The following is a 23,482-nucleotide window of genomic DNA, read 5'->3' as shown; positions in this document are numbered from 1 at the left end:
CGACCCATTTGCAACCGCTATCCAGTGATTTGCAAACGGAGGCCAGGCCGATGGCGACGCAGAAGATCTATGCCGGCAGCGCACTTCGCGAGACGCGCGCCCGCGCCGGCCTGACCCAACGGCGCTTCGCCGAGCGGCTGGACGTGTCGCTGCCCTATCTGTCGCAGATGGAGAACAACCACCGCCCGATCAGCGCGGGCGTGCTGCTGCGCCTGGCGCAGGAGTTCGACGTGGACCTGACCACGCTGGCTGCGGGCGATGCCGAACGGCTGGTCATCGACATGCAGGAGGCGCTGGCCGATCCGCTCTTCGACACGGCCCCGCCCTTGGCGGACCTGCGCCTGGCCGCCACCAACGCCCCGGTGCTGGCCCGCGCCTTCCTGGACCTCTACCGCGCGCATCGCGACGGGCAGGAGCGCCTGGCCGCGCTGGACGAAGCCCTGGGCGCGGCCAGCCAGAACAGCCTGACCACGCCCTGGGAGGAGGTCCGCGACTTCTTCCACTACTGCGACAACTACATCGACGCGGTGGACCGGGCGGCGGAACGCTTCGCCTGCCCGGACGGGCAGCGCGGCGACCCGTGGGCGCTGGCCGTGGCGGCGCTGGCCGCGGGCGGCATCCAGGTCCGGCTGACCGAACTGCCCGCCAACGCCGTCTATCGCCGCGACGGCCGCACGCTGCTGGTCAATGCCGCGGCCGAGGCCCCGACCCGCCTGTTCCAGCTGCTGCACCTGGTCGCGCTGGAGCGGCAGTCCGACCTGATCGAGGCCGTGCTGGACCTCGCCCGGTTCCGCAGCCCGACCGCGCGCGACATTGCCCGCCTTGGCATGGCGAACTATTTCGCGGGGGCGGCGCTGATGCCCTATCGCCCCTTCCTGGCCGCGGCCCAAGCCGAACGCCACGACCTGGAGCGCCTGTCGCATCTCTTCGGCGCCTCGCTGGAGCAGGTGGCGCATCGCCTGTCGACCCTGCAGCGGCCGGGCGCCAAGGGGGTGCCGTTCTTCTTCGTGCGCGTCGATCAGGCGGGCACGATCACCAAGCGCCATTCCGCGACGCGGTTGCAATTCGCCCGCTTCGGCGGGGCGTGCCCGCTGTGGAACGTGCATCAGGCCTTCGAGCAGCCGGGCCGCTTCCTGCGGCAGCTGGCCGAGACACCGGACGGGATGCGCTATCTGCTTCTGGCGCGCGACGTGTCGAAACATGCCGGCGCCTTCAACGCCCCCGTCCGCCGCTTTGCCATCGGTCTGGGGGTCGAGGTGGCCCATGCCGCCGGGCTGGTCTATGCCGACGGCCTGGACCTGACCAAGCCGCGCGCCTATCAGCCCATCGGTATCTCCTGCCGAATCTGCCCGCGGCCCGACTGTCATCAGCGCTCGGTCCCGCCGATCGACCGCCCGCTGCGCGTGCCGCAGGATCGCGACGGCCCCCTGCCCTATGAAATCGCGTGATTTTTCCTGATCCGAACAAAAAGCCTCGGCGAAACCTTGCCGATCAAGGCAGGGTTCCGCCAATCACGGGAACCCATCGCCCGTAGGTTGTTGCCAAGAAGGCACAGCTGCTGTTTACCCGGGGACGAACGGAACCAACGCGCCTGGCCCAACCAAACGCGGCGTGCCTTCAGGGGACAGAAACTGACAATGACGGTGATGGATCGACTGAATGCGTCGTTGGAAAAGTGGTTGCCCGAGCAACGGCTTTTCCTCCGCTCCGAGGATACGACGCGCTTTGTCCGGCTTCGGCCCGTCACGCAACTGGTCGGCATCAGCGGGATGACGCTGGTCTTCGGCTGGACCCTGGTGGCAAGCTCCTTCCTGGTGATCGACGCGGTCAGTTCGGGCAATTCGCGCGACCAGATCCAGCGCAGCCAGGCCGCGTTCGAGCAGCAGCTGGCCCAGCTGCAGGCGGAGCGGGACGCCCGCGCCGCCGAGGCCTTGGCCGCGCAGTCGCGCTTCACCGTGGCGCTGGAGCAGGTCTCGCAGATGCAGAGCCAGCTTCTGGCCTCCGAGGAGAGCCGCCGCGAGATGGAGACGGGCCTGGCCGCGGTGCAGTCCACCCTGCGTGACACGCTGACCGACCGCGACACCGCCACCGCGGACGCCTCCGGGACCGCCCCCGAGGCGGATCGCAGCAAGGAATTCGCCGTCGCCCTGGACATCCTGTCCACCGAGCTGCGCGATTCGGCCGACCAGCGCAGCATCGCCGTCGAGGAGGCCGAGGCCGCCCGCCTGGCCGCGCAGGAGCTGACCGCCGAGCGCGACCAGATCCTGGCCCGCAACGACGAGATCCTGACCCAGCTGGAGGATGCCGTGACCGTCTCAGTCGCGCCCCTGGACGAGGTCTTCCGCAATGTCGGCATGAACCCCGACGACGTGCTGCGCACCATCCGCAGCGGCTATTCCGGCCAGGGCGGCCCGCTGACGCCCATGTCCTATTCGACCCGCGGCAATGCGGCGCTGACCGACACCGAGGTCAAGGCGCGCCAGATCATCGTCACGCTGGACCAGATGAACACCTATCGCATCGCCATCGAGAAGCTGCCGCTGGCGATGCCCGTCACGCAGAACTTCCGCTACACCTCGGGCTTCGGCCGCCGGTGGGGCCGGATGCACGAGGGCATCGACATGGCCGGCCCGGTCGGCACGCCCATCCACGCGACCGGCGACGGCGTGGTGACCTTCGCGGGCCGCCAGGGCGCCTACGGGAACCTGATCAAGATCCGCCACGAGCTGGGCACCGAGACCCGCTATGCCCATCTCAGCCGGATCGGCGTGAAAGTCGGCGATCGGGTGTCGCAAGGCGAACTGATAGGTGCTATGGGGAACACTGGACGCTCGACCGGGCCGCACCTGCATTACGAAGTGCGCATGAACGGTCGGGCCGTGGACCCGATGAGCTTCATCAAGGCAGCAGACAATGTTCAGTAAGACCCGCGTGACCGAAACCCGCCCCACCCCGGATGCCGCACCGCAGGCGACCTCCGCGCCCATCGACCGCCCCGCGACCCCCGAGGCGGCCGCCCCCGCGGCACCCCGCGCGCGCGTGGCGCCCTCGGTCCTGTCGGCGGACCTGACGGTCGTCGGCAACATCAAGACCCAGGGCGACATCCAGATCGAGGGCACGGTCGAGGGCGACATCCGCGCCCATCAGCTGACCATCGGCGAGACCGCGACCATCAAGGGCGAGATCGTCGGCGACGACATCATCGTCAACGGCCGCGTCATCGGCCGCGTGCGCGGCCTCAAGGTCCGCCTGTCGGCCTCGGCCCGGGTCGAGGGCGACATCATCCACAAGACCATCGCGATCGAATCGGGCGCCCATTTCGAAGGCTCGGTCCAGCGTCAGGAAGATCCGCTGAACAACGGCGGCACCAAGAAGCTGGCACCGCCCTCGGCGGAGTGATCCCCCGCCCCATCCGCTCCGAAGGCCCGCAGCGATGCGGGCCTTTTTCATGTCCGACGGAATGATTTTTCACGCGCCGGCTTGAAACCCGGTCCCGGGGCGGCTCCAATGCACGCGATCATGACGGAGGACATGCGATGAAGCTGCTGCGCCACGGGCCCGCGGGGGCCGAACGCCCCGGATTGCTGGACGACAGGGGGCAGGTCCGCGACCTGTCCGGTCATGTCGACGACCTGACCGGCGCCGCGCTGACCGCGCAGGGCTTGGCCCGGCTGGCGGCCCTGGACCCCGACAGCCTGCCCGTGGTGCCGGGCACGCCGCAGCGCGACCTGCGCCTCGGGCCCTGCGTCGCGGGGGTGGGCAAGTTCATCGGCATCGGGCTGAACTACGCCGATCACGCCGCCGAATCGGGGATGGACGTGCCGACCGAGCCGGTCCTGTTCACCAAATGGTCCAGCAGCATCACCGGGCCGGACGACGACCTGCACCTGCCCCCCGGCTCGACCGCGACCGATTGGGAGGTGGAGCTGGGCATCGTCATCGGCGATCCGGGCCGCGACATCCCCGAGGAGCGCGCGCTGGAGCATGTCGCGGGCTATTGCGTGGTGAACGACATCAGCGAACGCGACTGGCAGATCCGGCGCGGCGGCACCTGGGACAAGGGCAAGGGCTATGACGGGTTCGGCCCCATCGGCCCCTGGCTGGTGACCCGCGACGAGATCCCCGACCCCCAGGCCCTGCGCCTGTGGCTGGAGGTGGACGGGCGCATGCGTCAGGACGGCAGCACCGCGACGATGGTCTTCGGCGTGGCGGCGCTGGTCGCCTATTGCTCGACCGTGGCGACGCTGCATCCGGGCGATGTCATCACCACCGGCACCCCGCCCGGCGTCGGCATGGGGCAGAAGCCGCCGACCTATCTGCGCGCGGGCCAGGTCATGCGGCTTGGCATCGACGGGCTGGGTCAGCAGACCCAGCATGTCCGCGACGGGGCCGGGCATGTCCGGTGACGGCCTGATCGTCGTCACAGGTGCGGGCAGCGGCATCGGCCAGGCGACCGCGCGGCTGTTCCTGCGGCAGGGCTGGGACGTGGCCCTGCTGGGCCGGCGCGCCGGCGCGCTGGAGGAGACGGCCGCGGGACACGCCAGCGCGCTGATCCTGCCCTGCGACGTGACCGACGAAGGCGCGGTGCAGGCCGCGTTCGAGCGGGCGCAGCAGGGCGGGCGGCGGCTGGACGCGCTGTTCAACAATGCCGGGCGCGCGGCGCCCCTGGCCACGCCCGACCGGCTGGACCCGGCCGTGTTCCGCGACGTGATCGCGACCAACGTGACGGGGATGTTCCTCTGCGCGCGGGCGGCCTTCGGCGCGATGCGCGCGCAGGACCCGCAGGGCGGGCGGATCATCAACAACGGCTCGGTCTCGGCCCATGTGCCGCGGCCGGGATCGGTGGCCTATACCATGTCCAAGCATGCCGTGACCGGGCTGACGCGCAGCCTGTCGCTGGACGGGCGGCCATTCGGGATCGCCTGCGGGCAGATCGACGTGGGCAATGCGGCGACGCGCCTGCTGGTGGAGGCCAGCGAAAAGGAGCCCGGCGCCGAACCGATGATCGATGTCGAGACCGTCGCCCAGGCCGTCTGGCAGATGGCCACCCTGCCCGAGGGCGCGAATGTCCAGTTCATGACGCTGATGGCGACGACGATGCCCTATATCGGGCGCGGCTGATCCAGGCGCACCCGCAGCGCCTCGGCCACCGAGGGGGTGACGAATTTCGACACGTCGCCCCCCAACCGGGCGATCTCCTTGACCAGTTTGGAGGCGATCGCCTGGCGGCGGGCATCGGCCATCATGAAGACGGTCTCGATGCTGCTGTCCAGGGCACGGTTCATGCCGACCATCTGGAACTCGTACTCGAAATCGGCAACGGCACGCAGCCCGCGCAGGATCAGCGTCGCCCCCACGTCGCGCGCGCAGTCGATCAGCAGGTTCTCGAACGGGTGGACGATGATCTCTCCGCCGGTGGTGGCCACGATGGCGTCGCATTCCGCGCGCACCATCGCCACCCGCTCCTCAAGGGAGAACAGCGGCCCCTTGTCGCGGTTGATCGCCACCCCGATCACCAGCCGGTCCACCAGCGCCATCGCGCGCTGGATGATGTCCACGTGACCCAGGGTGATCGGGTCGAACGTCCCGGGATAGAGGCCGATGCGCATCGCGATCACGTCCTTGTGTCAGGTCATTGCCGGACAGGCAAATCCGATTTGCCCCCCGATTGCAAGGTCGCGCCGCGATGCGACCCTGCGTCAGCTGCCCATGATCATTCCGGTCAGCGCCTCCTTTTCGGCGGCCAGCTCCTTGAGCCGTCCGCTGACCGCATCCCCGATGGAGATCACGCCAAGCATCCGGCCCTGATCGTCGACGACCGGCATGTGGCGGAAACGGCCTTGGGTCATGCGCTCCAGGATGGTCAGCGCGTCCTCGCCGGTGGTGCAGGTCTGGACCTGGGTGGTCATGATGCCGCTGACCGGCTGGCCCAGGACATCGGGGCCGTGCTTGCCCAGCTGCCGGACGATGTCGCGTTCCGACAGGATGCCTTCGGGCCGCGTGCCGTCGGTCGAGACGACGACCGCGCCGATGCGCTTCTCGGCCAGAAGGGTCGCGGCCTGGGCCAGGGTCGTGTCGGGCCGGATCGTCACGATGGTGCCCGCATCGATCCACGGCTTGGCGTGATCCGATTTCATCGACAGCAGCTGCTTGACAAGCATGATGGCCCTCCCACGGTGCATTCCCCCTCATCCTTTTCACCAAAACGCGCCGCGTCAAGCCCGACGATCGGCGGCCGCCGCCAGCGTCTCCAGCCGCGCCAGTTCGGCCCGCAGCCCCGCTGCCAGGGCATCCGCCAGAAGCCCCAGCCTGCGCGAGGCGCGGTCGTCCGCATGACGGATCAGCCAGAAGCTGCGCTTGAGCGCGATGCGCTCGGTCAGCACCCGCCGCACGCCCGGCGCGAAGGGGATCGCGAAGTCGTGCACGATCCCCAGGCCCGCCCCCGCGCGGACCGCCTGCATCTGCACCGCGACCGAATTGCTGCCGATCTGCGCCGCCTCGACGCCCGTGGCCGAGAGATAGTCCAGCTCGCGGTCGAAGATCATGTCGGGGATGTAGCCGATCATGCGGTGCCCGCGCAGGTCCTCCAGACCGCGAAGCGGCGGGTGGCGGTCGAGGTAATCGGCATGTCCGGCCAGATGCAGGTGGTAATCGGCCAGCCGCTGCACGGTCAGCCGCCCCGTGTCGGGAGCCGAGACGGCGATGGCCATGTCCGCCTCGCGCCGGGTCAGGTTGACGACCCGCGGCAGGGCCACGATCTGCACCTCCAGGCCCGGATGGGCATCGCAGAGGTCGCGCGCCACCTGCGGCAGCAGATAGTTGGCGCAGCCGTCCGGCGCGCCGATGCGCAGCTGGCCGGTGATGCCCGCCTCGCGCGTGACGGCCTCGGCGGCGGCGGCGGCGGCCTGCTCGGCGGCCTCGGCCGGCGCCACCAGCCGCGCGCCCTCCGAGGTCAGCGCGTAACCCTGCGGCGTCTTGAGAAACAGCGCCGCACCCACCGCCGCCTCCAGCCGCGCGACGCGGCGACCGACGGTCGAGGCGTCCATACCCAGCCTGCGGCCGGCCGCCGACAGGCTCTCGGCCCGCGCGACGGCCAGAAAGATGCGCAGATCGTCCCAGTCCATCCGGCTTCCTTTGCGAAAACGCAAAACGCTTTTGTCAGCATTCCTCTTTCATCCGCAAATGTGCAAGGCTAGCCTGCCCGCAACGGATCAGGAGGATGCGATGAAAGAGATCAACCACTGGATCGACGGCGCCGAGTACAAGGGCACGTCCGGACGCCATTCCGATGTCTTCAACCCCGCCACCGGCGAGGTCCAGGCCCGCCTGTCGCTGGCCACCAAGGCCGAGCTGGACCATGCCGTCGCCCGCGCCGCCGAGGCGCAGGTCGCATGGGGCGCCACCAACCCGCAGCGCCGCGCGCGCGTGATGATGGCCTTCGTCGGCCTGATCAACCGCGACATGGACAAGCTGGCCGAGGCCCTGTCCAGCGAGCACGGCAAGACCTTCCCCGACGCCAAGGGCGACATCCAGCGCGGCCTGGAGGTGATCGAGTTCTGCATCGGCGCGCCGCATCTGCTGAAGGGCGAGTTCACCGACAGCGCCGGCCCCGGCATCGACATGTACTCCATGCGCCAGCCCCTGGGCGTGGTCGCGGGCATCACGCCCTTCAACTTCCCGGCGATGATTCCGCTGTGGAAGATGGGCCCCGCCCTGGCCTGCGGCAACGCGATGATCCTGAAACCGTCGGAACGCGACCCCTCCGTGCCGCTGATGCTGGCCAAGCTGCTGAAGGAGGCCGGCCTGCCCGACGGCGTGCTGCAGGTGGTGAACGGCGACAAGGATGTCGTGGACGCCATCCTGGACAACCCGACCATTCAGGCCGTGGGCTTCGTCGGCTCCACCCCCATCGCGCAGTACATCTATGAGCGCGCCGCCCAGAACGGCAAACGTGCCCAGTGCTTCGGCGGTGCCAAGAACCATATGATCATCATGCCCGACGCGGACCTGGACCAGGCCGCCGACGCGCTGGTCGGCGCGGGCTACGGCGCGGCGGGCGAGCGTTGCATGGCCATTTCCGTCGCGGTGCCGGTGGGCGAGAAGACCGCCGATGCGCTGATCGAGAAGCTGATCCCGCGCATCGAGAAGCTGAAGGTCGGTCCCTGGACCGCCGGCAACGACATCGACTATGGCCCGGTCGTGACCAAGGCCGCCAAGGAGAACATCCTGCGCCTGGTGCAGGCGGGCGTGGATCAGGGCGCCGAACTGGTCGTCGACGGCCGCGACTTCAACCTTCAGGGCTATGAGGACGGCTTCTTCGTCGGCCCCCACCTCTTCGACCGCGTGACCCCGGACATGGACATCTACAAGACCGAGATCTTCGGCCCGGTCCTGTCCACCGTCCGCGCCGCCAGCTATGAGGAGGCGATCCAGCTGGCGCTGGACCACGAATACGGCAACGGCACCGCGATCTATACCCGCGACGGCGACACGGCGCGCGATTTCGCGAACCGCATCAACATCGGCATGGTCGGCGTCAACGTGCCGATCCCGGTGCCGCTGGCCTACCACACCTTCGGCGGGTGGAAGAAATCGGGCTTCGGCGACCTGAACCAGCACGGCCCGGACGCGTTCCGCTTCTACACGCGGACCAAGACCGTGACGGCGCGCTGGCCGTCGGGGATCAAGGAAGGCGGAGAGTTCAACTTCAAGGCCATGGACTGACGCCGATACAGCACGCGACGCGGCGGGGGGTCCGGGGGGCAGCCAGCCCCCCGGCACGTCGCGGGACGCAAGCCCGGCGCGTCCACGGCAACCAGGACGGACCCATGACGACCGATCGCGACCTCACCCCCGATTTCACCTTAGGCATCGAGGAGGAATATCTCCTCGTCGATGCCGACACCCTGCAGCTGGCCGCGGCGCCCGAGGCGCTGATGCAGGCGCTCACGGCCGATCTGGGCGACCAGGTCAGCCCCGAGTTCCTACGCTGCCAGGTCGAGATCGGCACCCCGGTCAGCGCCGACATCCGCGCCGCGGGCGACCATCTGCGCCACCTGCGCGGCACCGTCGCCCGGCGCGCCGCAGAACATGGGCTGGCGCCCATCTCCGCCTCCTGCCACCCGCAGGCCGACTGGCGTGAACAGGACCATACCGACAAGGACCGCTACAACCAGCTGTCTCGCGACATGGGCGGCGTGGCCCGGCGCATGCTGATCTGCGGCATGCATGTCCATGTGGGCATCCCCGACCCCGCGCAGCGCATCGACCTGATGAACCAGCTGGCCTATTTCCTGCCGCATCTGCTGGCCCTCTCCGCCTCCAGCCCCTTCTGGATGGGCGAGGATTCGGGCCTTGCCTCGTACCGCACCACGGTCTTCGGCGACATGCCCCGCACCGGCCTGCCGCCGCAGATGGGCAGCTGGGACGAATTCGAACGCTCGGTCCAGGCCCTGACCGACCTGGACATCATCGAGGACAGCAGCAAGATCTGGTGGGACCTGCGCCCCAGCAGCAAATACCCCACGCTGGAGACCCGCATCTGCGACGCCTGCCCCCGGCTGGAGGATGCGCTGACCCTGGCCGCCCTGATCCAGACCACGCTGCGCATGCTGTGGCGCCTGTCACGCGCCAATCAGCGCTGGCGGCAGTACGAGCCCTTCCTGCTGGCCGAGAACCGCTGGCGCGCGCTGCGCTATGGCACGACCGAGGGGCTGATCGATTTCGGCGCGGGGCGGATCATCCCGTTCGACCAGATTGCCGACGACTGGCTGGGCCTGATCGCGCAGGATGCCGACGCGCTGGACTGTCAGCCCCATGTCGCCCGCCTGCGCGAGATGGTGTCCCAAGGCACCGCGGCCGAGGCGCAGCGCGCCGTCCATGCCCGCGCCCGTCAGGCCGGGGCCGACCGCGACGACGCGCTGCGCGCCGTCACCCGCCATCTGGTGCAGGAGTTCACCCGCGACCTCTGAGCGCTTGCAACACTGTCGCAACATCTGGCAATTAAACAGCTGTTCAATTCACACCGGTCCGGGGAGGGGCTGCCGATGGATTTCGCACTGACCGAGGAACAGCAGGCCATCTTCGACATGGCCCGCGATTTCGGGGCCGACCGCATCGCGCCCCATGCGCAGGACTGGGAACGTCAGGGCACCATACCGCGCGACCTCTGGCCCGACGTGGCGGCCCTGGGTCTGGGCGGCATCTTCGTCTCCGAGGATCACGGCGGCACGGGGCTCACGCGTTTGGACGGCACGCTGGTCTTCGAGGCGCTGTCGATGGCCTGCCCCTCGGTCGCGTCCTTCCTGTCGATCCACAACATGTGCGGCGGCATGATCGACAAGTTCGGCAGCGATCAGGCGCGCGACCGCTGGCTGCCCGACCTGTGTTCGATGACCCGCATCTTCAGCTATTGCCTGACCGAACCGGGGTCCGGGTCCGATGCGGCCGCGCTCCGCACCCGCGCCGACCGCGACGATCAGGGCTGGCGGCTGAACGGGACCAAGGCCTTCATCAGCGGCGGCGGCTACAGCGATGTCTATGTCGCCATGGTCCGCAGCGGCAGCGACGGCCCCAAGGGCATCAGCACCGTCATCGTCGAGAACGGCACGCCGGGCCTCTCCTTCGGGGGGCTTGAGGACAAGATGGGCTGGCGGTCCCAGCCCACGACCCAGGTCCAGTTCGACGACTGCATCCTGCCCGCCGACAACCTGCTGGGCGAGGAGGGCCGCGGCTTCAGCTATGCCATGGCCGGGCTGGACGGCGGGCGCCTGAACATCGCCGCCGCCGCCCTGGGCGGTGCGCAATCGGCGCTGGACCGCACGCTGGCCTATATGGGCGACCGCCGCGCCTTCGGCAAATCGCTGGACCAGTTCCAGGCCCTGCAGTTCCGCCTGGCGGAGATGGAGACCGCCCTGCAATCGGCCCGCATCTTCCTGCGCCAGGCGGCGTGGAAGCTGGATCAGGGCGCGCCGGACGCGACCAAGTTCTGTGCCATGGCGAAACTGCACGTCACCGACCGCGCCTTCGAGGTCGCGAACCAGTGCCTGCAGCTGCATGGCGGATACGGCTATCTGGCCGATTACGGGATCGAGAAGATCGTCCGCGACCTGCGCGTCCACCAGATCCTGGAGGGCACGAACGAGATCATGCGCCTGATCATCAGCCGCGCCCTGCTGGCCGAAAGGGGCTGAGGCATGGACCTGAACATCCGCACAGCCGGCCGCGCGGGCCGCATCACCTTCACCCGGCCCAGGGCGCTGAACGCGCTGTCCCACGACATGGCGCTGGCGCTGCACCGGGCGCTGGACGACTGGCGCGACGATCCGGCCGTGGCGCTGGTCGTCATCGACGCCGAGGGCGAGCGCGCCTTCTGCGCGGGCGGCGACATCGCGGCGGTCTATCACGCGGGGCGCGCGGGCGATCATCAGCTGGGCCGCGCCTTCTTCCGCGACGAATACCGCATGAACGCGGCCATCGCGGATTATCCGAAACCGATCGTGGCCTTCATGCAGGGCTTCGTCATGGGCGGCGGCGTGGGGGTGGGCGGTCATGCCAGCCACCGCATCATCGGCGACACGACCCGCATCGCGATGCCCGAAAGCGGCATCGGCCTGATCCCCGACGTGGGCGGCACCTGGCTTCTGTCCCGCGCGCCGGGGCGGATCGGGGAATATCTGGCGCTGACGGGCGCGCGGATGGGTCCGGGCGACGCGATCCATGCGGGATTCGCCGATCTCTACATCCCCGAGGCCGAATGGCCCGACCTGATCGTCGCGCTGGAGCGCGAGGGCGACGTGGCCGTGCTGCGCGGCCATGATACGCCCGCCGCACCCCTGGCGGACCGCGACCTGTCGGCCTTCGGCGCGCCCGATGTGGCGGCCATCCGCGCCGCGCTGGACCCGGCGCGCGACGCCGACGCGCTGGAGGCGCTGACGCGCAATTCGCCCCTGTCCATGGCCGCAGGCCTGACCATGGTGCGGGCCGCGCGTGAGGACAGGCGGATGCAGCAGTCGCTGAGCCGGGAGTTCCGCTTCACCGCGCGCGCCACGGCCGAGAGCGACTTCCTGGAGGGCGTGCGTGCCCAGATCATCGACAAGGACCGCGCCCCGGCATGGTCCGTAGCCGCGACCCCCGACGGGGTGGCGGCACTGCTGGCGCCCCTGGGCGCCGAGGAACTGTCTTGGGAGGACGGGCAATGAAGATCGCATTCATCGGACTGGGCAACATGGGCGCGCCCATGGCCGCAAACCTGGCCGCCGCCGGGCATGAGGTGACGGGCTTCGACACCGCCGCCCCCGCCCCTTCGGGCGTCACCGCCGCACCGGGCGCGACCGAGGCGGTCGGCGGCGCGGATGTTGTCATCACTATGCTGCCCAACGGCGCGATCCTGCGCAGCGTGGCGGAACGCATCGTGCCCGCCATGCGCGCGGGCGCGGTGCTGTGCGACTGTTCGACCGTGGACGTGGACAGCGCCCGCGCGGTGGCGCAGATGGCGCGCGACGCGGGTCTGGGGGCGCTGGACGCGCCCGTCTCCGGCGGCACGGGCGGCGCACAGGCGGGCACGCTGACCTTCATGGTGGGCGGCGGCACTCAGGATTTCGCGACCGTCCAGCCGCTGTTCGAGATCATGGGCCAGAAGGCCGTCCATTGCGGCGACAGCGGCGCGGGACAGGCGGCCAAGATCTGCAACAACATGATCCTGGGCGTCACCATGATCGCCACCTGCGAGGCCTTCGCCCTGGCCGACAAGCTGGGTCTGGACCGGCAGAAGATGTTCGACGTGGTCTCGACCAGCTCGGGATACAGCTGGTCGATGAACGCCTATTGCCCGGCGCCGGGCGTCGGCCCGAAAAGCCCGGCCGACAACGACTATCGCCCCGGCTTCGCGGCGGAGCTGATGCTCAAGGACCTGACGCTGGCCCGGATGGCCGCCGAATCGGTGGGCGCGGCCACGCCGATGGGCATGCTGGCCCAGCAGGAATACGAGGCCTTCGTCGAGCATGAGGACGGGCGCGGGCGCGACTTCTCGGCGATGCTGCCCCGGCTGGCGGCACGGGGCGTCACCGCGGGCTGAATCCGCGGGCGCACGTGTCATGGCGGCCACGCATGGCCGTCATGAGGACCGCGGCGGGGAACCCTGCGGTTCACCTCCGGGTTGACCCGTCAGAGAGAGAGACGAGGATATCATGACGCCGCTGCACCCCCTTGCTGCTGTGGCAGCCGGGACGGTGCTTGGACTGGCCGCCCTGACTGCCCCGAACACGACGCCCACGCGCGGGCTCGAGGCGCCGGCCTGTTCGGTTGCCTGCATCGGCGGCACCGGCGAAGCATCGGTCATCGGCGCGCAGAGCGATACGGACGTTCATATCGTGACCGCGCCCGGACGCTACGGACTGGCGCAGCCGCCCGAAGGCGACGCCTATGCCGTCATCGCGGGTCAGCTGGTCCGGATACACCGCGAGGACGGCCGCGTCCTCTCGGTTCTGCGCCCGGTGCCGCGGGTCCTGGATTAGCCCGCCAGCAGGGCGCGCGCCGCATCGGTGGCCGCATCGGTGACGCGGTCGCCCGACAGCATCCGCGCGATCTCGGCCACGCGCTCGGGCGCGCTCAGGGGCACCACGACCGAGGTCGTCATCCCGTCGGTCACCGACTTCGACACGCGGAAATGCTCGGCCCCCAAGGCCGCGACCTGCGGCGAATGGGTAATGACCAGGACCTGGGCGCCCTCGGCCAGGTTCTGCAACCGGCGGCCGACCGCATCGGCGGTGGCGCCGCCGACGCCGCGGTCGATCTCGTCGAAGATCATCACCAGCGCATCGTTGCCGCGCGCCAGACAGACCTTCAGCGCCAGCAGGAACCGCGACAGCTCGCCCCCCGAGGCGATCTTGTCCAAGGGTCCCGACGGCGCGCCGGGGTTGGTGGCGACGGTGAAGGACACCGCGTCGCGCCCGTCCGGTCCCGATTCGGCCGGGGCGACGACGGTGCGGAACACCGCGCGCTCCATCTTCAGCGGGACCAGTTCGGCCGTCACCGCGCGGTCCAGACGTCCGGCGGCCTCGCGCCGCGCATCCGTCAGCGCGGCGGCTGCGGCGTCATAGGCGGCATCGGCCGCGCGCGCGGCCTGCTGCAGCTGGCCCATGCGGGCCTCTCCGGCGTCCAGACGCTCCAGCCGGTCGCGCAGCCGGTCGGCCAGCCCCGCCAGATCGTCGGGCAGAACGTCATGCTTGCGCGCCAGGGCCCGCAGCGCGAACAGCCGCTCCTCGGTGCTTTCCAGCGCATGCGGGTCGAAATCCAGCGCGGCCAAGGTGTCCTCGACCCCCTTGGTGGCCTCGCCCAGCTCGATCAGCGCGCGCGACAGGGCGGCCAGAGGCTCGTCCAGGCGGCCCTCGGCGCGGTCGGCCGCACCCTCCAGCCAGCGCGCCGCATCGACCATCGCACCCTCGGCGCCGTCGCCCGACAGCATCTGCAGGGCGCGGGCCACGTCGTCGCGGATGCGCTCGGCCCCCTGCATGGCGCGGCGGGCGGTGTCCAGGCGCTGCTCCTCGCCCGGTTCGGGGGCCAGCTTGTCCAGCTCGGCCACGGAATGGCGCAGGAACTCCTCCTCCTGCCGGGCGGCGGCCAGGGCGGCCTCGGCCTCGGCCAGATCGCGCTCGGCCGCGCGGCGCGCCGACCAGGCGGCGCGAACCGCCGACAGGTCCAGCGCCCCGAAAGCGTCCAGCAGCAGCCGGTGCCCGCGCGAATTCAGCAACCCGCGGTCGTCATGCTGGCCATGCAGCTCGACCAGAACCTCGGACAGCTGGCGCAGCACCTCGCCCGAGACGCGGCGGTCGTTGACCCAGCCCGTCTTGCGCCCGTCCAGCCCGTTCACGCGGCGCAGGATCAGCTCGTCATCGTCGATGGTGATCCCGGCCTCGGCCAGGATGGCGCGGGCCGGATGGTCGCGCGGCAGGTCGAACACCGCCTGCACCTCGCCCTGGGCCGCGCCCTGGCGCACCAGATCGGCCCGCGACCGCCAGCCCAGCACGAAGCCGAGGCAGTCCAGCAGGATCGACTTGCCGGCGCCCGTCTCTCCGGTCAGCACGTTCAGTCCCGGCCCGAAGGCCAGGTCCAGCCGCTCGATCAGCAGCATGTCGCGGATGTCCAGCGATCTCAGCAAGGGCCACGGCCCGCGCGGAGCGCCTGCATTACAGCCAGCGCCCCTGGATGGTCTGACGATAGACATTGGTCAGCCAACTGTCGCCGCGCACCTCGGCCGACAGGCCGCGCCCGCGCAGCTGGCGGAAGGCGTCGTCATAGAAGGGCGAGGACTGGAAGTTGTGGCCCAGGATCGCGCCGGCGGTCTGCGCCTCGTCCAGAAGACCCAGGGCCAGATAGGCCTCGACCAGGCGCAGCAGCGCCTCCGGGGTCTGGCTGGTGGTCTGGAACTCCTCGACCACGACGCGGAAGCGGTTCACGGATGCCGCGTAATGCCCCTGCTTGAGGTAGTAGCGGCCGATCTCCATCTCCTTGGCGGCCAGATGGTCGAAGGCCAGATCGAACTTCAGGATCGCACTGCGGGCGTATTCGCTGTCGGGATATTGCTCGATGACCGTCCGCAGCCCCTGCAGCGCCTGGAAGGTCAGGCCCTGGTCGCGGCCCACGTCGTCGATCTGGTCGTAATAGGACAGGGCCAGCAGATACTGCGCATAGGCCGCATCCTCGTCGCCCGGATAGTTGTCCAGGAAACGCTGCGCGGCGCCGCGCGCCTCCTCGTAGTTGCCGGCACGGTGGTTGCCGTAGGCCTGCATGATCAGCGCCCGGCGCGCCCATTCCGAATAGGGATAGAGCCGCTCGATCTCGCTGAAATAGAAGACCGCGTCGGCGGGGCGGCGGCTGTTCTCCAGCTCGTACTCGCCGCGCTTGTAGATTTCCTCGGCGGTGAAGCGGTCCAGGTTCTGGCGCGCGGCCGCGTCCCGGTTGCCGCCGCAGCCGGACAGGACCAGACCCGCCAGCACCGCAGCCATCACCGAAGCCGTGAGTTTCGAGCGCGCCATCTTCATCCTGCCCTACGATTTCTTGCCGCGACGCAGCCCATCGGGCCGCGACGCCGGCATGCTCTAGCACAGAACATCAGGGGGCGCAAAATGGCAATCCGTTGATTTCGGCTCCGAACCGCCAAGGCGCAGGGTCACTCGGCGGCGAAGGTCGCGGCCATGGCCGGGCGGTCGTAATCGGCGACGCCCGCACCCGGCAGACGACCCTCCAGCTCGGGGCTGCACAGCTCCCAGGTCCAGGCCGTGGGATCGGCGAACAGCGCGCGCAGCAGGCGGTTCGTCATCGCGTGACCCGCCCGGTGCCCGGTATAGCGCGCCAGCAGCGGCGCCCCGGCCAGCGCCAGATCCCCGGTCGCGTCCAGCATCTTGTGGCGCACGGCCTCGTCGGCGTGACGCAGACCGCCCGGCGACAGGACGCGCCCGCCATCGACCACGACCGCGTTCAGATAGGTGCCGCCCAGGGCCAGGCCGTTGCGGCGCATCGCCTCGACATCGGCGGCGCGGCAGAAGGTGCGGCTGTCGGCCAGTTCGCGCAGGAAGGCGCCGTTGGCCATGTCCAGCCGCTTCTCCTGATGGCCGATGGCGGCATCGGTGAAGTCGATCTCGAAGTCGATCTCCAGGTGATCGGCGGGCGACAGGCGGGCGAAGGCCTCGCCTTCGCGGACCTCGACCGTGCGCAGCACGCGGATGGCGCGCAGGGCCGCGGCCTGGCGGCGGATGCCCGCGTCCAGAATCGCCTCGACGAAGGGCGCCGAGGAGCCATCCAGGATCGGCACTTCGGGGCCGTCGACGGTGACCAGCGCGTTGTGGATGCCGGTACCGGCCAGCGCGGCCATCACATGCTCGACCGTGGACAGCGTCACGCCGCGGCCGTTGTCCAGCAGGGTGCACAGCTTGGACGGGGTGACGTGATCCCACAGCGCGGGAATGTCCACGGCGGGCGACAGGTCGGTGCGGCGGAAGACGATGCCGTGGCCGGGGCGTGCGGGATGGATCTGCAGCAGGACGGGCGCGCCGGAGTGAAGCCCCACGCCCTGGAATGTCACGATCTGGTTCAGTGTCGCCTGCATGACCTGCCTGCCTTCGGATAAGCCCTGGGGACCGATGCCCCCGTCGTTGTCATTCCAGCTAGGTGCCCCGCCCCGACCAATCAATTAACGATTTGTAACGGCGTGAAACATTCCCCGGCCGGCCCGGTGCGCGGCCGCCTCGGGCCACGGGAAAAACGAAAAAGGGCCGCGTTTCCGCAGCCCTTCGAGTTGAAGCCATGAAGGCTTCGTGATCCGTCAGTTGGCCTGACGACGCAGGAAGGCCGGGATCTCGACATTGTCCTTGCCGCTGGTGTCGGGGCTGGCCAGATCGTCGAAATCGGCATCCTGTTGACGGGCCCGCACGGCCACGCGCTCGCTCACGCGCTCGGCGATCGAGGCGGCGGCGGGCTTCTGTCCGCCCTGCTCGGTGCGGTGACCGGCCATGCGCTCCAGGAGACCGCCCAGACCGCTCATGCGGCTGGTGGCGGGCTGCTGCTGGGGCTGCGGCGCGGCCTGGGTGGCGGCGCGGCCGTGATTGTCCACGGCGCGGCGCAGGCGGTCCATCACCTCGGGGGTGGGCTGGCCCGGACGCGGCGATTGCGGCGCGCGGGGTGCCACGAAGGCCGAGGCGTCATCCTCGATCCGCACGGCGGTCTGGCGGGCGGCGTCGCGCGGCTGATAGGCTGGCTGCGGCATGTCGTCCTCGACGCGCGGGGCCTCGGCACGCGGGGTCTCGGCGCGGGGCGCTTCGGTCGCGGCGGCGGGCGGGGCCACGCGGCGCGCCGGGATGGCCGGCTCCTCGGCCTGGGCCGCGATGGGCGGGTTCTGGGTCAGCGGCGCGGCCATGCCGCGGCGGGGTGCGGGAACCTCGGCCGCGGCGGCCGCGGCGGCGTCGATGCCGGTCGCCACGACCGACACGCGGATCGCGCCGTCCATGTCCGGGTCCAGGGTCGAGCCGACGATGATGTTCGCGTCGCTGTCCACCTTGTCGCGGATGACGTTCGCGGCCTCGTCCAGCTCAAACAGGGTCATGTCATAGCCGCCGGTGATGTTGATCAGCACGCCGCGCGCGCCGTTCAGGCTGATCTCGTCCAGCAGCGGGTTGGCGATGGCGCGCTCGGCCGCCTCCTGGGCGCGGTTCTCGCCCGAGGCCTCGCCGGTGCCCATCATGGCCTTGCCCATCTCGTCCATCACCGCGCGCACGTCGGCAAAGTCCAGGTTGATCAGGCCGGGACGCACCATCAGGTCGGTCACGCCCTTGACGCCCTGGTACAGCACGTCGTCGGCCATGGCGAAGGCCTCGGTGAAGGTGGTCTTTTCGTTGGCCAGCCGGAACAGGTTCTGGTTGGGGATGATGATCAGCGTGTCCACGACCTTCTGCAGGGCCTCGACGCCCTCCTCGGCCTGGCGCATCCGCTTGGTGCCCTCGAACTGGAAGGGCTTGGTCACGACGCCGACGGTCAGGATGCCCATCTCGCGCGCGGCCTGCGCGATGATCGGGGCCGCGCCCGTGCCGGTGCCGCCGCCCATGCCGGCGGTGATGAAGCACATATGCGCGCCCATCAGGTGATCGACGATGTCCTCGATCGTCTCCTCGGCGGCCTTGGCGCCGATCGTGGGCTTGGCACCTGCGCCCAGACCCTCGGTCACCTTCGGACCCATCTGGATGCGGGCGGTCGCGCGGCTCTGCTGCAGGGCCTGCGCGTCGGTGTTGGCCACCACGAACTCGACCCCGTCGAGCTGCTTCTGAATCATGTTGTTGACGGCATTGCCGCCCGCGCCCCCGACACCGAAGACGGTGATGCGCGGCTTCAGCTCTTCTTCGTCATTCATCATCAGATTGAGGTTCATGGTGTCCGCCTGTACTCGCTGCATGCCATTGGGGGGCGGTTATGCCGCTCGAATCCCGGTCTTTGTCCGATACCGTAACAATTCGGCATCGGTCCGTCACCCGAAAAAGCCGAAACCCCCGCAAAATCTGGCGCCGATCCCCTTGACATAGGCGGCATCTTGCCATGTCCCCCGGATGTGGTGGAGAGACCCCCACCACCCCCCATCGGACAGGGCGAGCGCCCCTACCAGCGCGTGCGGAACCAGCGATAGGCGCGGCGCAGGCTGCGCGCCGGATAGCGGTCGGCGGGCATCTCGAAGTCCCACCATTCGTCCTGCGGATGGGCCGCGAACAGCGCAAGCCCGACCGCGCTGGAGAAGCTGGGATCGGTCAGCTGATGGGCCAGCCCGTCGATGCGCATGGGCCGCCCGCAGCGGATGTTCGGCCCCAGGATGCGCGCGGCCAGCCCGTCCAGGCCGGGGATCTGGCTGCCGCCGCCGGTCAGCACGATCTGCTGGCTGGGCATGCAGTCGAAACCGGCCGCGTCCAGCACCTCGCGGACATGCTCCAGGATCTCCTCCACGCGCGGACGCATGACGCCGATGACGTCGGCGCGGCTGACCTGGCGGCGGTCCGCCTCCCAGTCCCCGGTGCCGCCACCCACGTCGATCATGTCGCGGTCGTCGGCGCCGGTCGCCTCGACCCCGCCGTTCAGCGTCTTCAGCCGCTCGGCGATGGGCAGGCCCACGCGCAGCCCCTGGGCGATGTCCTGGGTGATCAGGTTGCCGCCGATGGGGACATGGTCGGAATAGATCATGTGCTTCTTGATGAAGATCGACACGCCGGTGCCGCCGCCGCCGAAGTCGATGCAGGCCGCGCCCAGCTCCTGCTCGTCCTCGACCAGGGCCGCGCGGGCCGAGGCATAGGGGGCCGAGGCGATGCCCGCCAGCTCCAGGTCGCAGCGGCGGATGCACTGGACCAGATTGCCGATCGAATCGCCGTCCACGGTCAGCACGTGCATGTCGCAGAACAGCTTGTTGCCCAGATGGTCGCGTGGATCGGCCAGGTTGCTGCGGTTGTCCACGGCGAAGTTCACCGGCTGCGCGTGCAGGACCTCGCGGCCGCGGCCGAAATCGGGCGCGTCGCAGGAGGCCAGCACCGAGGCCACGTCCTGTTCGGCGACCTTGCCCGAGGCCAGCATGATCTCTCCGGCCAGCCCGTAGGAGGCGGGCCGCCCCCCCGAAAGGCAAGCGATGACGTGATCGACGCGCACGCCGGCCAGCTTCTGCGCGGCGGCGACCACGGTGCGGATGGCGCGCTCGGTCTCGGCCATGGTCTCGATCTCGCCGCGGCGCATGCCGCGCGAGCGGGTCGAGGCCGCGCCGATCACGCGGAAGTTCACCTGCCCCGCCATCGGACCCACGCCGTCGGTCTCGCGGAAGGTCCCGGTGCCGTCGAAGCGCAGCACCAGGCAGGCGATCTTGGAGGTGCCGATGTCCAGGATGCCGATGACGCCGCGCTGAAGGGCGGCCCGGCGGATGTTCCGCATCGCGCGCTGCGTGTGATACAGGTCGGTCACCGGCTATCCCTCCGTCGTCTTGTCATCAGGCAGAACATTGCCGTCCGGACCCAGCAGCGGCTGGCCCCGGGCGGTGCGGATCGTGTTGCGCGCGTCGATGCCAAGCCGCAGGACAGGCCGTTCGGGGTCGCGCAGATCGACGGTGGCGATGTCGCGGCCCAGCATGTCCTCGCTGCGATGCAGCGCGATGGCCGCCTCCAGCGCGATCACCGCCCCCTCTTCGGGCAGCAGGATGCGCTGGCCGTGATCCAGCACCAGGTCCCACCGCCGCTCGCCGCGCCGCACGAGGCCGCGCACCCGCGGCAGGATCGGCCCGGCCGCATCCATCAGGGCCAACGCCTCGGCGGTGTCCAGATCGGCGCCCTCGCCGGTGATCAGCGGCAGGTCGGGACGCACGTCGCGCGAGGTGACGGTGGCCACGCGATGGCCGCCCGCATCCAGCATGTCGATGCCGCGCGCGTGGCGCCACAGGACGGCGGGCGTGCGCTCCTTGACGACGGCGGACAGGATGCCGCCGGGCTTGATGCGCAGGTCGATCGTCTCGACCGCGTCCAGCTGCAGCACCTGCAGGCGCAGCGCGGCCAGGTCGATGTCGAAGCTGGAGGCGGGCAGATCCACCGGCAGCATCGCGCGCAGCGCGCGGTCCACCACGGGGCTGGCGCCCTCGATGGTCATCTGGCGGACCTGGAATTCCTCGCGGCTCTGGATCTGGGTGACGACCTGGGCCACGCCGTCGTTCAGCCGCGCGCGCCGGTCCTCATCCGCCAGCCACAGCCCTGCGACCATCGCCAGGACGAAGGCCGGCAGGCCGATGCGGAACACCCGGCGATAGAGCGGCGTCAGCCACATCCGGTCCAGGCGGTATTTCAGCCGCGACGGCGCAGGGTCGCGGCGCTGCCGCAGGGGCGGTGGGGTGATCTGCTTTCCGGGGCGGTGATCGATCACGACCGGCACAGCGCATCCTCCACCATCCAGCGCATCAGCGCGGGAAAGTCGATGCCGGCATGGGCCGCCTGTTCGGGGGCCAGGCTGGTGGGCGTCATGCCGGGCTGGGTGTTCAGCTCCAGGATGATCAGCCCGTCGACGCCGCGGCTGTCGTCCCACCGGAAGTCGGTGCGCGTCAGCCCGCGGCAGCCCAGGGCGCGATGCGCGCGCAGGGCCATCTCCAGGCAAGCGGCGCGGATCTCCGCCGGGATCTGGGCGGGCACCACGTGGCGCGACCCGCCGACGGTGTATTTCGCGGCATAGTCGTACCAGCCCTCGGTGACGATCTCGGTCACCTCCAGCGCGCGGTCGCCCATCACGGTGGTGGTCAGCTCGCGTCCGGGGGCGTAGGTCTCGACCATGACGCGGGCGGGCATGTCGGGGGACAGGGCCGGCGGCGCGTTGGCGCCGTCATGGACGATGTAGACGCCGACGGACGAGCCTTCGTCATTCGGCTTGACCACATAGGGGGGCGGGATGACGTGACGCTGGCGGACCTCGTCGGCATCCGCGATCACGCTCTCCACGACCGGCAGACCGGCCGCGCGGAAGGCCTGCTTGGCGCGGGTCTTGTCCATGGCCAGCGCCGAGGCCAGCACGCCGGAATGGGTATAGGGCAGGTCCAGCCAGTCCAGCAGGCCCTGCACGCAGCCATCTTCGCCCCACCGGCCATGCAGCGCGTTGAAGACGACATCAGGCGCGGCCTCGCGCAGATCCTGCACGATCCGGTCCCCGCGCGCGGCGCCCGGATCGATTTCGGTCACCTGATATCCCGCCACCCGCAGCGCATCCGCGCATTCGCGCCCCGACGACAGCGAGACCTCCCGTTCCGCCGAGGGGCCGCCCATCAGGACCGCGACCGAGTGGGCTGTCCTGCTCGACCTGCCCGCCACTGTCTGCCTTTCGTGCCCGGTTGATCCGAGCTTCATCCGTCCGCGCCCCCTTGTCCGGGGACGTCATGTCGCAGCAGGATACAAGCAAAGCGCGAACCGCAAAAGCTGAATTTCGGCCGCCTGCGCAGAATGTTGCGCGGGGCGGATCAGTCGGTGCCGGGCGCCGGGTCGCCCACGCGGACGACCTCCCATTGCAGCTCGTGGCCGCTCTCCTCCAGGACGCGGCGCCGGACCAGCTCGCCCAGGGCCTCCAGCTCGGCGGCGGTCGCGCCGCCGGTGTTCAGCAGGAAGTTGGGATGCTTCTCCGACATCTGCGCGCCGCCCCAGCTGTGGCCGCGCAGGCCCGCTCGGTCGATCAGCGCCCAGGCCTTGAGGTCATGGACGTCGTCCGCCTGCCCGGTGGAGCTGAACCCCGCCGGGTTGCGGAAGGTCGATCCGGCGCTGCGCTCGCGGGTGGGCTGGCTCTCGTCGCGGCGCGCCAGCTGATCGGCCATGCGGGCATGCAGCGCGTCCGGATCGCCCGGCGCGGCGCGCAGCCGGGCGGCGGTGATGACCCAGCCCTCGGGCAGGTGGCTCTCGCGATAGGCAAAGCGCAGATCGGCCGGGGTCAGGGTCACGGTGCGGCCATCGCGGGTGACGGCGGTGGCGTCGATCAGGTGGTCGGCCAGATAGCTGCCATAGCAGCCCGCATTCATGCGCACCGCACCGCCGATGCTGCCGGGAATGGTGCGCAGGAAGGTCAGGTCCAGCCCGGCTTCGGCCGCGCGCCGCGCCACCTGCGCGTCCAGCGCCGCCGCCCCCGCCGTCACCACGCCCTCTGCGATCTCGACCCCGTTGAAGGCGCGGCCAAGGCGGATGACGACGCCGCGGATGCCGCCGTCGCGCACGATCAGGTTGCTGCCGACGCCCATCGGAAAGACCGGCACGGCCGGGTCCAGCGCGGCCAGGAAGTCCGCAAGATCATCCTGGTCGGCGGGCTGGAACAGCCAGTCGGCCGGGCCGCCGACACGCAGCCAGGTCAGGCCGTCCAGGGATCGGTCGGGGATCAGGGTGCCGCGCGGGGTGGGAAGGTCGATGCTCATGACCCATGGGTGGTAGCCAGCGCCGCGCCGGGCGTCAACCGCAACACC

The 23,482-nt window shown here is 70.1% G+C and carries 22 protein-coding genes; 11 read left to right on the top strand and 11 right to left on the bottom strand.

Annotated elements, in window-relative coordinates; genetic code table 11:
* Positions 1 to 50: 50 nt before the first annotated feature.
* The 5 genes from AACG61_RS04325 (at position 51) to AACG61_RS04305 (ending at position 5,121) form a co-directional block, all read left to right on the top strand.
* Positions 51 to 1,448: a helix-turn-helix domain-containing protein gene (locus AACG61_RS04325; RefSeq protein WP_411838791.1), complete on the top strand. Its 1,398-nt coding sequence runs from the start codon at positions 51 to 53 to the stop codon at positions 1,446 to 1,448.
* A 189-nt stretch (positions 1,449 to 1,637) separates the two neighbouring features.
* Entirely contained in the window at positions 1,638 to 2,924 is a 1,287-nt protein-coding gene (locus AACG61_RS04320; protein WP_411838790.1) for a DUF5930 domain-containing protein, read from the top strand.
* A complete protein-coding gene (locus AACG61_RS04315) occupies positions 2,914 to 3,399 on the top strand; it encodes a bactofilin family protein (protein ID WP_411838789.1) in 486 nt (161 codons plus the stop codon). The genes AACG61_RS04320 and AACG61_RS04315 overlap by 11 nt, the downstream gene beginning before the upstream one ends.
* 137 nt (positions 3,400 to 3,536) lie before the next feature.
* Entirely contained in the window at positions 3,537 to 4,406 is an 870-nt protein-coding gene (locus AACG61_RS04310; RefSeq protein ID WP_411838788.1) for a fumarylacetoacetate hydrolase family protein, read from the top strand.
* Positions 4,396 to 5,121: an SDR family oxidoreductase gene (locus AACG61_RS04305; RefSeq protein WP_411838787.1), complete on the top strand. Its 726-nt coding sequence runs from the start codon at positions 4,396 to 4,398 to the stop codon at positions 5,119 to 5,121. The genes AACG61_RS04310 and AACG61_RS04305 overlap by 11 nt, the downstream gene beginning before the upstream one ends.
* Here AACG61_RS04305 and coaD read toward each other — a convergent pair.
* The 3 genes from coaD to AACG61_RS04290 form a co-directional block, all read right to left on the bottom strand.
* On the bottom strand, positions 5,103 to 5,609 hold the full coding sequence (coaD, locus tag AACG61_RS04300; RefSeq protein WP_411839458.1) for a pantetheine-phosphate adenylyltransferase: 507 nt from the start codon (positions 5,607 to 5,609) through the stop codon (positions 5,103 to 5,105). The genes AACG61_RS04305 and coaD overlap by 19 nt on opposite strands.
* 90 nt (positions 5,610 to 5,699) lie before the next feature.
* Positions 5,700 to 6,161, bottom strand: coding sequence for a CBS domain-containing protein (locus tag AACG61_RS04295; RefSeq protein ID WP_411838786.1), 462 nt, complete (start codon positions 6,159 to 6,161; stop codon positions 5,700 to 5,702).
* A gap of 54 nt (positions 6,162 to 6,215) precedes the next feature.
* A complete protein-coding gene (locus tag AACG61_RS04290; protein WP_411838785.1) occupies positions 6,216 to 7,124 on the bottom strand; it encodes a LysR family transcriptional regulator in 909 nt (302 codons plus the stop codon).
* Between the two features lie 100 nt (positions 7,125 to 7,224).
* Between AACG61_RS04290 and AACG61_RS04285 the strand changes: the two genes are divergently transcribed.
* The 6 genes from AACG61_RS04285 to AACG61_RS04260 all read left to right on the top strand — a co-directional run bounded on the left by AACG61_RS04285 (position 7,225) and on the right by AACG61_RS04260 (position 13,514).
* Positions 7,225 to 8,724, top strand: a complete 1,500-nt coding sequence (locus tag AACG61_RS04285; protein ID WP_411838784.1) for a CoA-acylating methylmalonate-semialdehyde dehydrogenase — start codon at positions 7,225 to 7,227, stop codon at positions 8,722 to 8,724.
* 104 nt (positions 8,725 to 8,828) lie between these two features.
* Positions 8,829 to 9,971 (top strand): carboxylate-amine ligase, encoded by a 1,143-nt coding sequence (locus tag AACG61_RS04280; protein WP_411838783.1) that lies wholly within the window; start codon positions 8,829 to 8,831, stop codon positions 9,969 to 9,971.
* Between the two features lie 75 nt (positions 9,972 to 10,046).
* Entirely contained in the window at positions 10,047 to 11,192 is a 1,146-nt protein-coding gene (locus tag AACG61_RS04275) for an acyl-CoA dehydrogenase family protein (RefSeq protein WP_411838782.1), read from the top strand.
* A gap of 3 nt (positions 11,193 to 11,195) precedes the next feature.
* Entirely contained in the window at positions 11,196 to 12,200 is a 1,005-nt protein-coding gene (locus AACG61_RS04270; protein ID WP_411838781.1) for an enoyl-CoA hydratase/isomerase family protein, read from the top strand.
* The gene (gene mmsB, locus AACG61_RS04265) at positions 12,197 to 13,075 is read left to right on the top strand and encodes a 3-hydroxyisobutyrate dehydrogenase (protein WP_411838780.1); all 879 of its coding nucleotides are present in this window, start codon (positions 12,197 to 12,199) and stop codon (positions 13,073 to 13,075) included. Before AACG61_RS04270 ends, mmsB begins: the two co-directional genes overlap by 4 nt.
* Positions 13,076 to 13,187: 112 nt before the next feature.
* Positions 13,188 to 13,514, top strand: a complete 327-nt coding sequence (locus AACG61_RS04260) for a hypothetical protein (protein ID WP_411838779.1) — start codon at positions 13,188 to 13,190, stop codon at positions 13,512 to 13,514.
* On the opposite strand, the gene recN is transcribed toward AACG61_RS04260, so the two are convergent.
* The 8 genes from recN to murB form a co-directional block, all read right to left on the bottom strand.
* Positions 13,511 to 15,157 (bottom strand): DNA repair protein RecN, encoded by a 1,647-nt coding sequence (gene recN, locus AACG61_RS04255; RefSeq protein ID WP_411838778.1) that lies wholly within the window; start codon positions 15,155 to 15,157, stop codon positions 13,511 to 13,513. The genes AACG61_RS04260 and recN overlap by 4 nt on opposite strands.
* A 28-nt stretch (positions 15,158 to 15,185) precedes the next feature.
* Positions 15,186 to 16,034: an outer membrane protein assembly factor BamD gene (locus AACG61_RS04250; RefSeq protein ID WP_411838777.1), complete on the bottom strand. Its 849-nt coding sequence runs from the start codon at positions 16,032 to 16,034 to the stop codon at positions 15,186 to 15,188.
* A gap of 134 nt (positions 16,035 to 16,168) precedes the next feature.
* Entirely contained in the window at positions 16,169 to 17,104 is a 936-nt protein-coding gene (lpxC, locus tag AACG61_RS04245) for a UDP-3-O-acyl-N-acetylglucosamine deacetylase (RefSeq protein ID WP_411838776.1), read from the bottom strand.
* 216 nt (positions 17,105 to 17,320) lie between these two features.
* Positions 17,321 to 18,916: a cell division protein FtsZ gene (ftsZ, locus tag AACG61_RS04240; RefSeq protein WP_411838775.1), complete on the bottom strand. Its 1,596-nt coding sequence runs from the start codon at positions 18,914 to 18,916 to the stop codon at positions 17,321 to 17,323.
* A gap of 224 nt (positions 18,917 to 19,140) precedes the next feature.
* Positions 19,141 to 20,475 (bottom strand): cell division protein FtsA, encoded by a 1,335-nt coding sequence (gene ftsA, locus AACG61_RS04235; RefSeq protein ID WP_411838774.1) that lies wholly within the window; start codon positions 20,473 to 20,475, stop codon positions 19,141 to 19,143.
* Positions 20,476 to 20,478: 3 nt separating this feature from the next.
* The gene (locus AACG61_RS04230; protein ID WP_411838773.1) at positions 20,479 to 21,420 is read right to left on the bottom strand and encodes a cell division protein FtsQ/DivIB; all 942 of its coding nucleotides are present in this window, start codon (positions 21,418 to 21,420) and stop codon (positions 20,479 to 20,481) included.
* On the bottom strand, positions 21,417 to 22,352 hold the full coding sequence (locus AACG61_RS04225; protein ID WP_411838772.1) for a D-alanine--D-alanine ligase: 936 nt from the start codon (positions 22,350 to 22,352) through the stop codon (positions 21,417 to 21,419). Before AACG61_RS04225 ends, AACG61_RS04230 begins: the two co-directional genes overlap by 4 nt.
* A 146-nt stretch (positions 22,353 to 22,498) precedes the next feature.
* Positions 22,499 to 23,434, bottom strand: a complete 936-nt coding sequence (gene murB, locus AACG61_RS04220) for a UDP-N-acetylmuramate dehydrogenase (protein WP_411838771.1) — start codon at positions 23,432 to 23,434, stop codon at positions 22,499 to 22,501.
* Between the last annotated feature and the right edge of the window lie 48 nt (positions 23,435 to 23,482).

This window comes from Paracoccus sp. ME4 (assembly GCF_046736325.1).
In the GTDB taxonomy this organism is placed as follows: Bacteria; Pseudomonadota; Alphaproteobacteria; order Rhodobacterales; family Rhodobacteraceae; genus Paracoccus.
Note: the sequence above shows the minus strand (reverse complement) of the source record. Positions and strands in the feature narration are given on the sequence as shown.

Excerpts from the sequence above, each read along its gene's own strand:
- AACG61_RS04290 (WP_411838785.1), bottom strand. The coding sequence starts at position 7,124 with ATGGACTGGGACGATCTGCGCATCTTTCTGGCCGTCGCGCGGGCCGAG.
- ftsZ (WP_411838775.1), bottom strand. The coding sequence starts at position 18,916 with ATGAACCTCAATCTGATGATGAATGACGAAGAAGAGCTGAAGCCGCGC.
- AACG61_RS04270 (WP_411838781.1), top strand. The coding sequence starts at position 11,196 with ATGGACCTGAACATCCGCACAGCCGGCCGCGCGGGCCGCATCACCTTC.
- AACG61_RS04295 (WP_411838786.1), bottom strand. The coding sequence starts at position 6,161 with ATGCTTGTCAAGCAGCTGCTGTCGATGAAATCGGATCACGCCAAGCCG.
- mmsB (WP_411838780.1), top strand. The coding sequence starts at position 12,197 with ATGAAGATCGCATTCATCGGACTGGGCAACATGGGCGCGCCCATGGCC.
- AACG61_RS04310 (WP_411838788.1), top strand. The coding sequence starts at position 3,537 with ATGAAGCTGCTGCGCCACGGGCCCGCGGGGGCCGAACGCCCCGGATTG.
- AACG61_RS04325 (WP_411838791.1), top strand. The coding sequence starts at position 51 with ATGGCGACGCAGAAGATCTATGCCGGCAGCGCACTTCGCGAGACGCGC.
- AACG61_RS04305 (WP_411838787.1), top strand. The coding sequence starts at position 4,396 with ATGTCCGGTGACGGCCTGATCGTCGTCACAGGTGCGGGCAGCGGCATC.
- murB (WP_411838771.1), bottom strand. The coding sequence starts at position 23,434 with ATGAGCATCGACCTTCCCACCCCGCGCGGCACCCTGATCCCCGACCGA.
- lpxC (WP_411838776.1), bottom strand. The coding sequence starts at position 17,104 with ATGCAGGCGACACTGAACCAGATCGTGACATTCCAGGGCGTGGGGCTT.
- AACG61_RS04285 (WP_411838784.1), top strand. The coding sequence starts at position 7,225 with ATGAAAGAGATCAACCACTGGATCGACGGCGCCGAGTACAAGGGCACG.
- AACG61_RS04280 (WP_411838783.1), top strand. The coding sequence starts at position 8,829 with ATGACGACCGATCGCGACCTCACCCCCGATTTCACCTTAGGCATCGAG.
- AACG61_RS04320 (WP_411838790.1), top strand. The coding sequence starts at position 1,638 with ATGACGGTGATGGATCGACTGAATGCGTCGTTGGAAAAGTGGTTGCCC.
- AACG61_RS04250 (WP_411838777.1), bottom strand. The coding sequence starts at position 16,034 with ATGGCGCGCTCGAAACTCACGGCTTCGGTGATGGCTGCGGTGCTGGCG.
- AACG61_RS04275 (WP_411838782.1), top strand. The coding sequence starts at position 10,047 with ATGGATTTCGCACTGACCGAGGAACAGCAGGCCATCTTCGACATGGCC.
- AACG61_RS04315 (WP_411838789.1), top strand. The coding sequence starts at position 2,914 with ATGTTCAGTAAGACCCGCGTGACCGAAACCCGCCCCACCCCGGATGCC.
- coaD (WP_411839458.1), bottom strand. The coding sequence starts at position 5,609 with ATGCGCATCGGCCTCTATCCCGGGACGTTCGACCCGATCACCCTGGGT.
- AACG61_RS04260 (WP_411838779.1), top strand. The coding sequence starts at position 13,188 with ATGACGCCGCTGCACCCCCTTGCTGCTGTGGCAGCCGGGACGGTGCTT.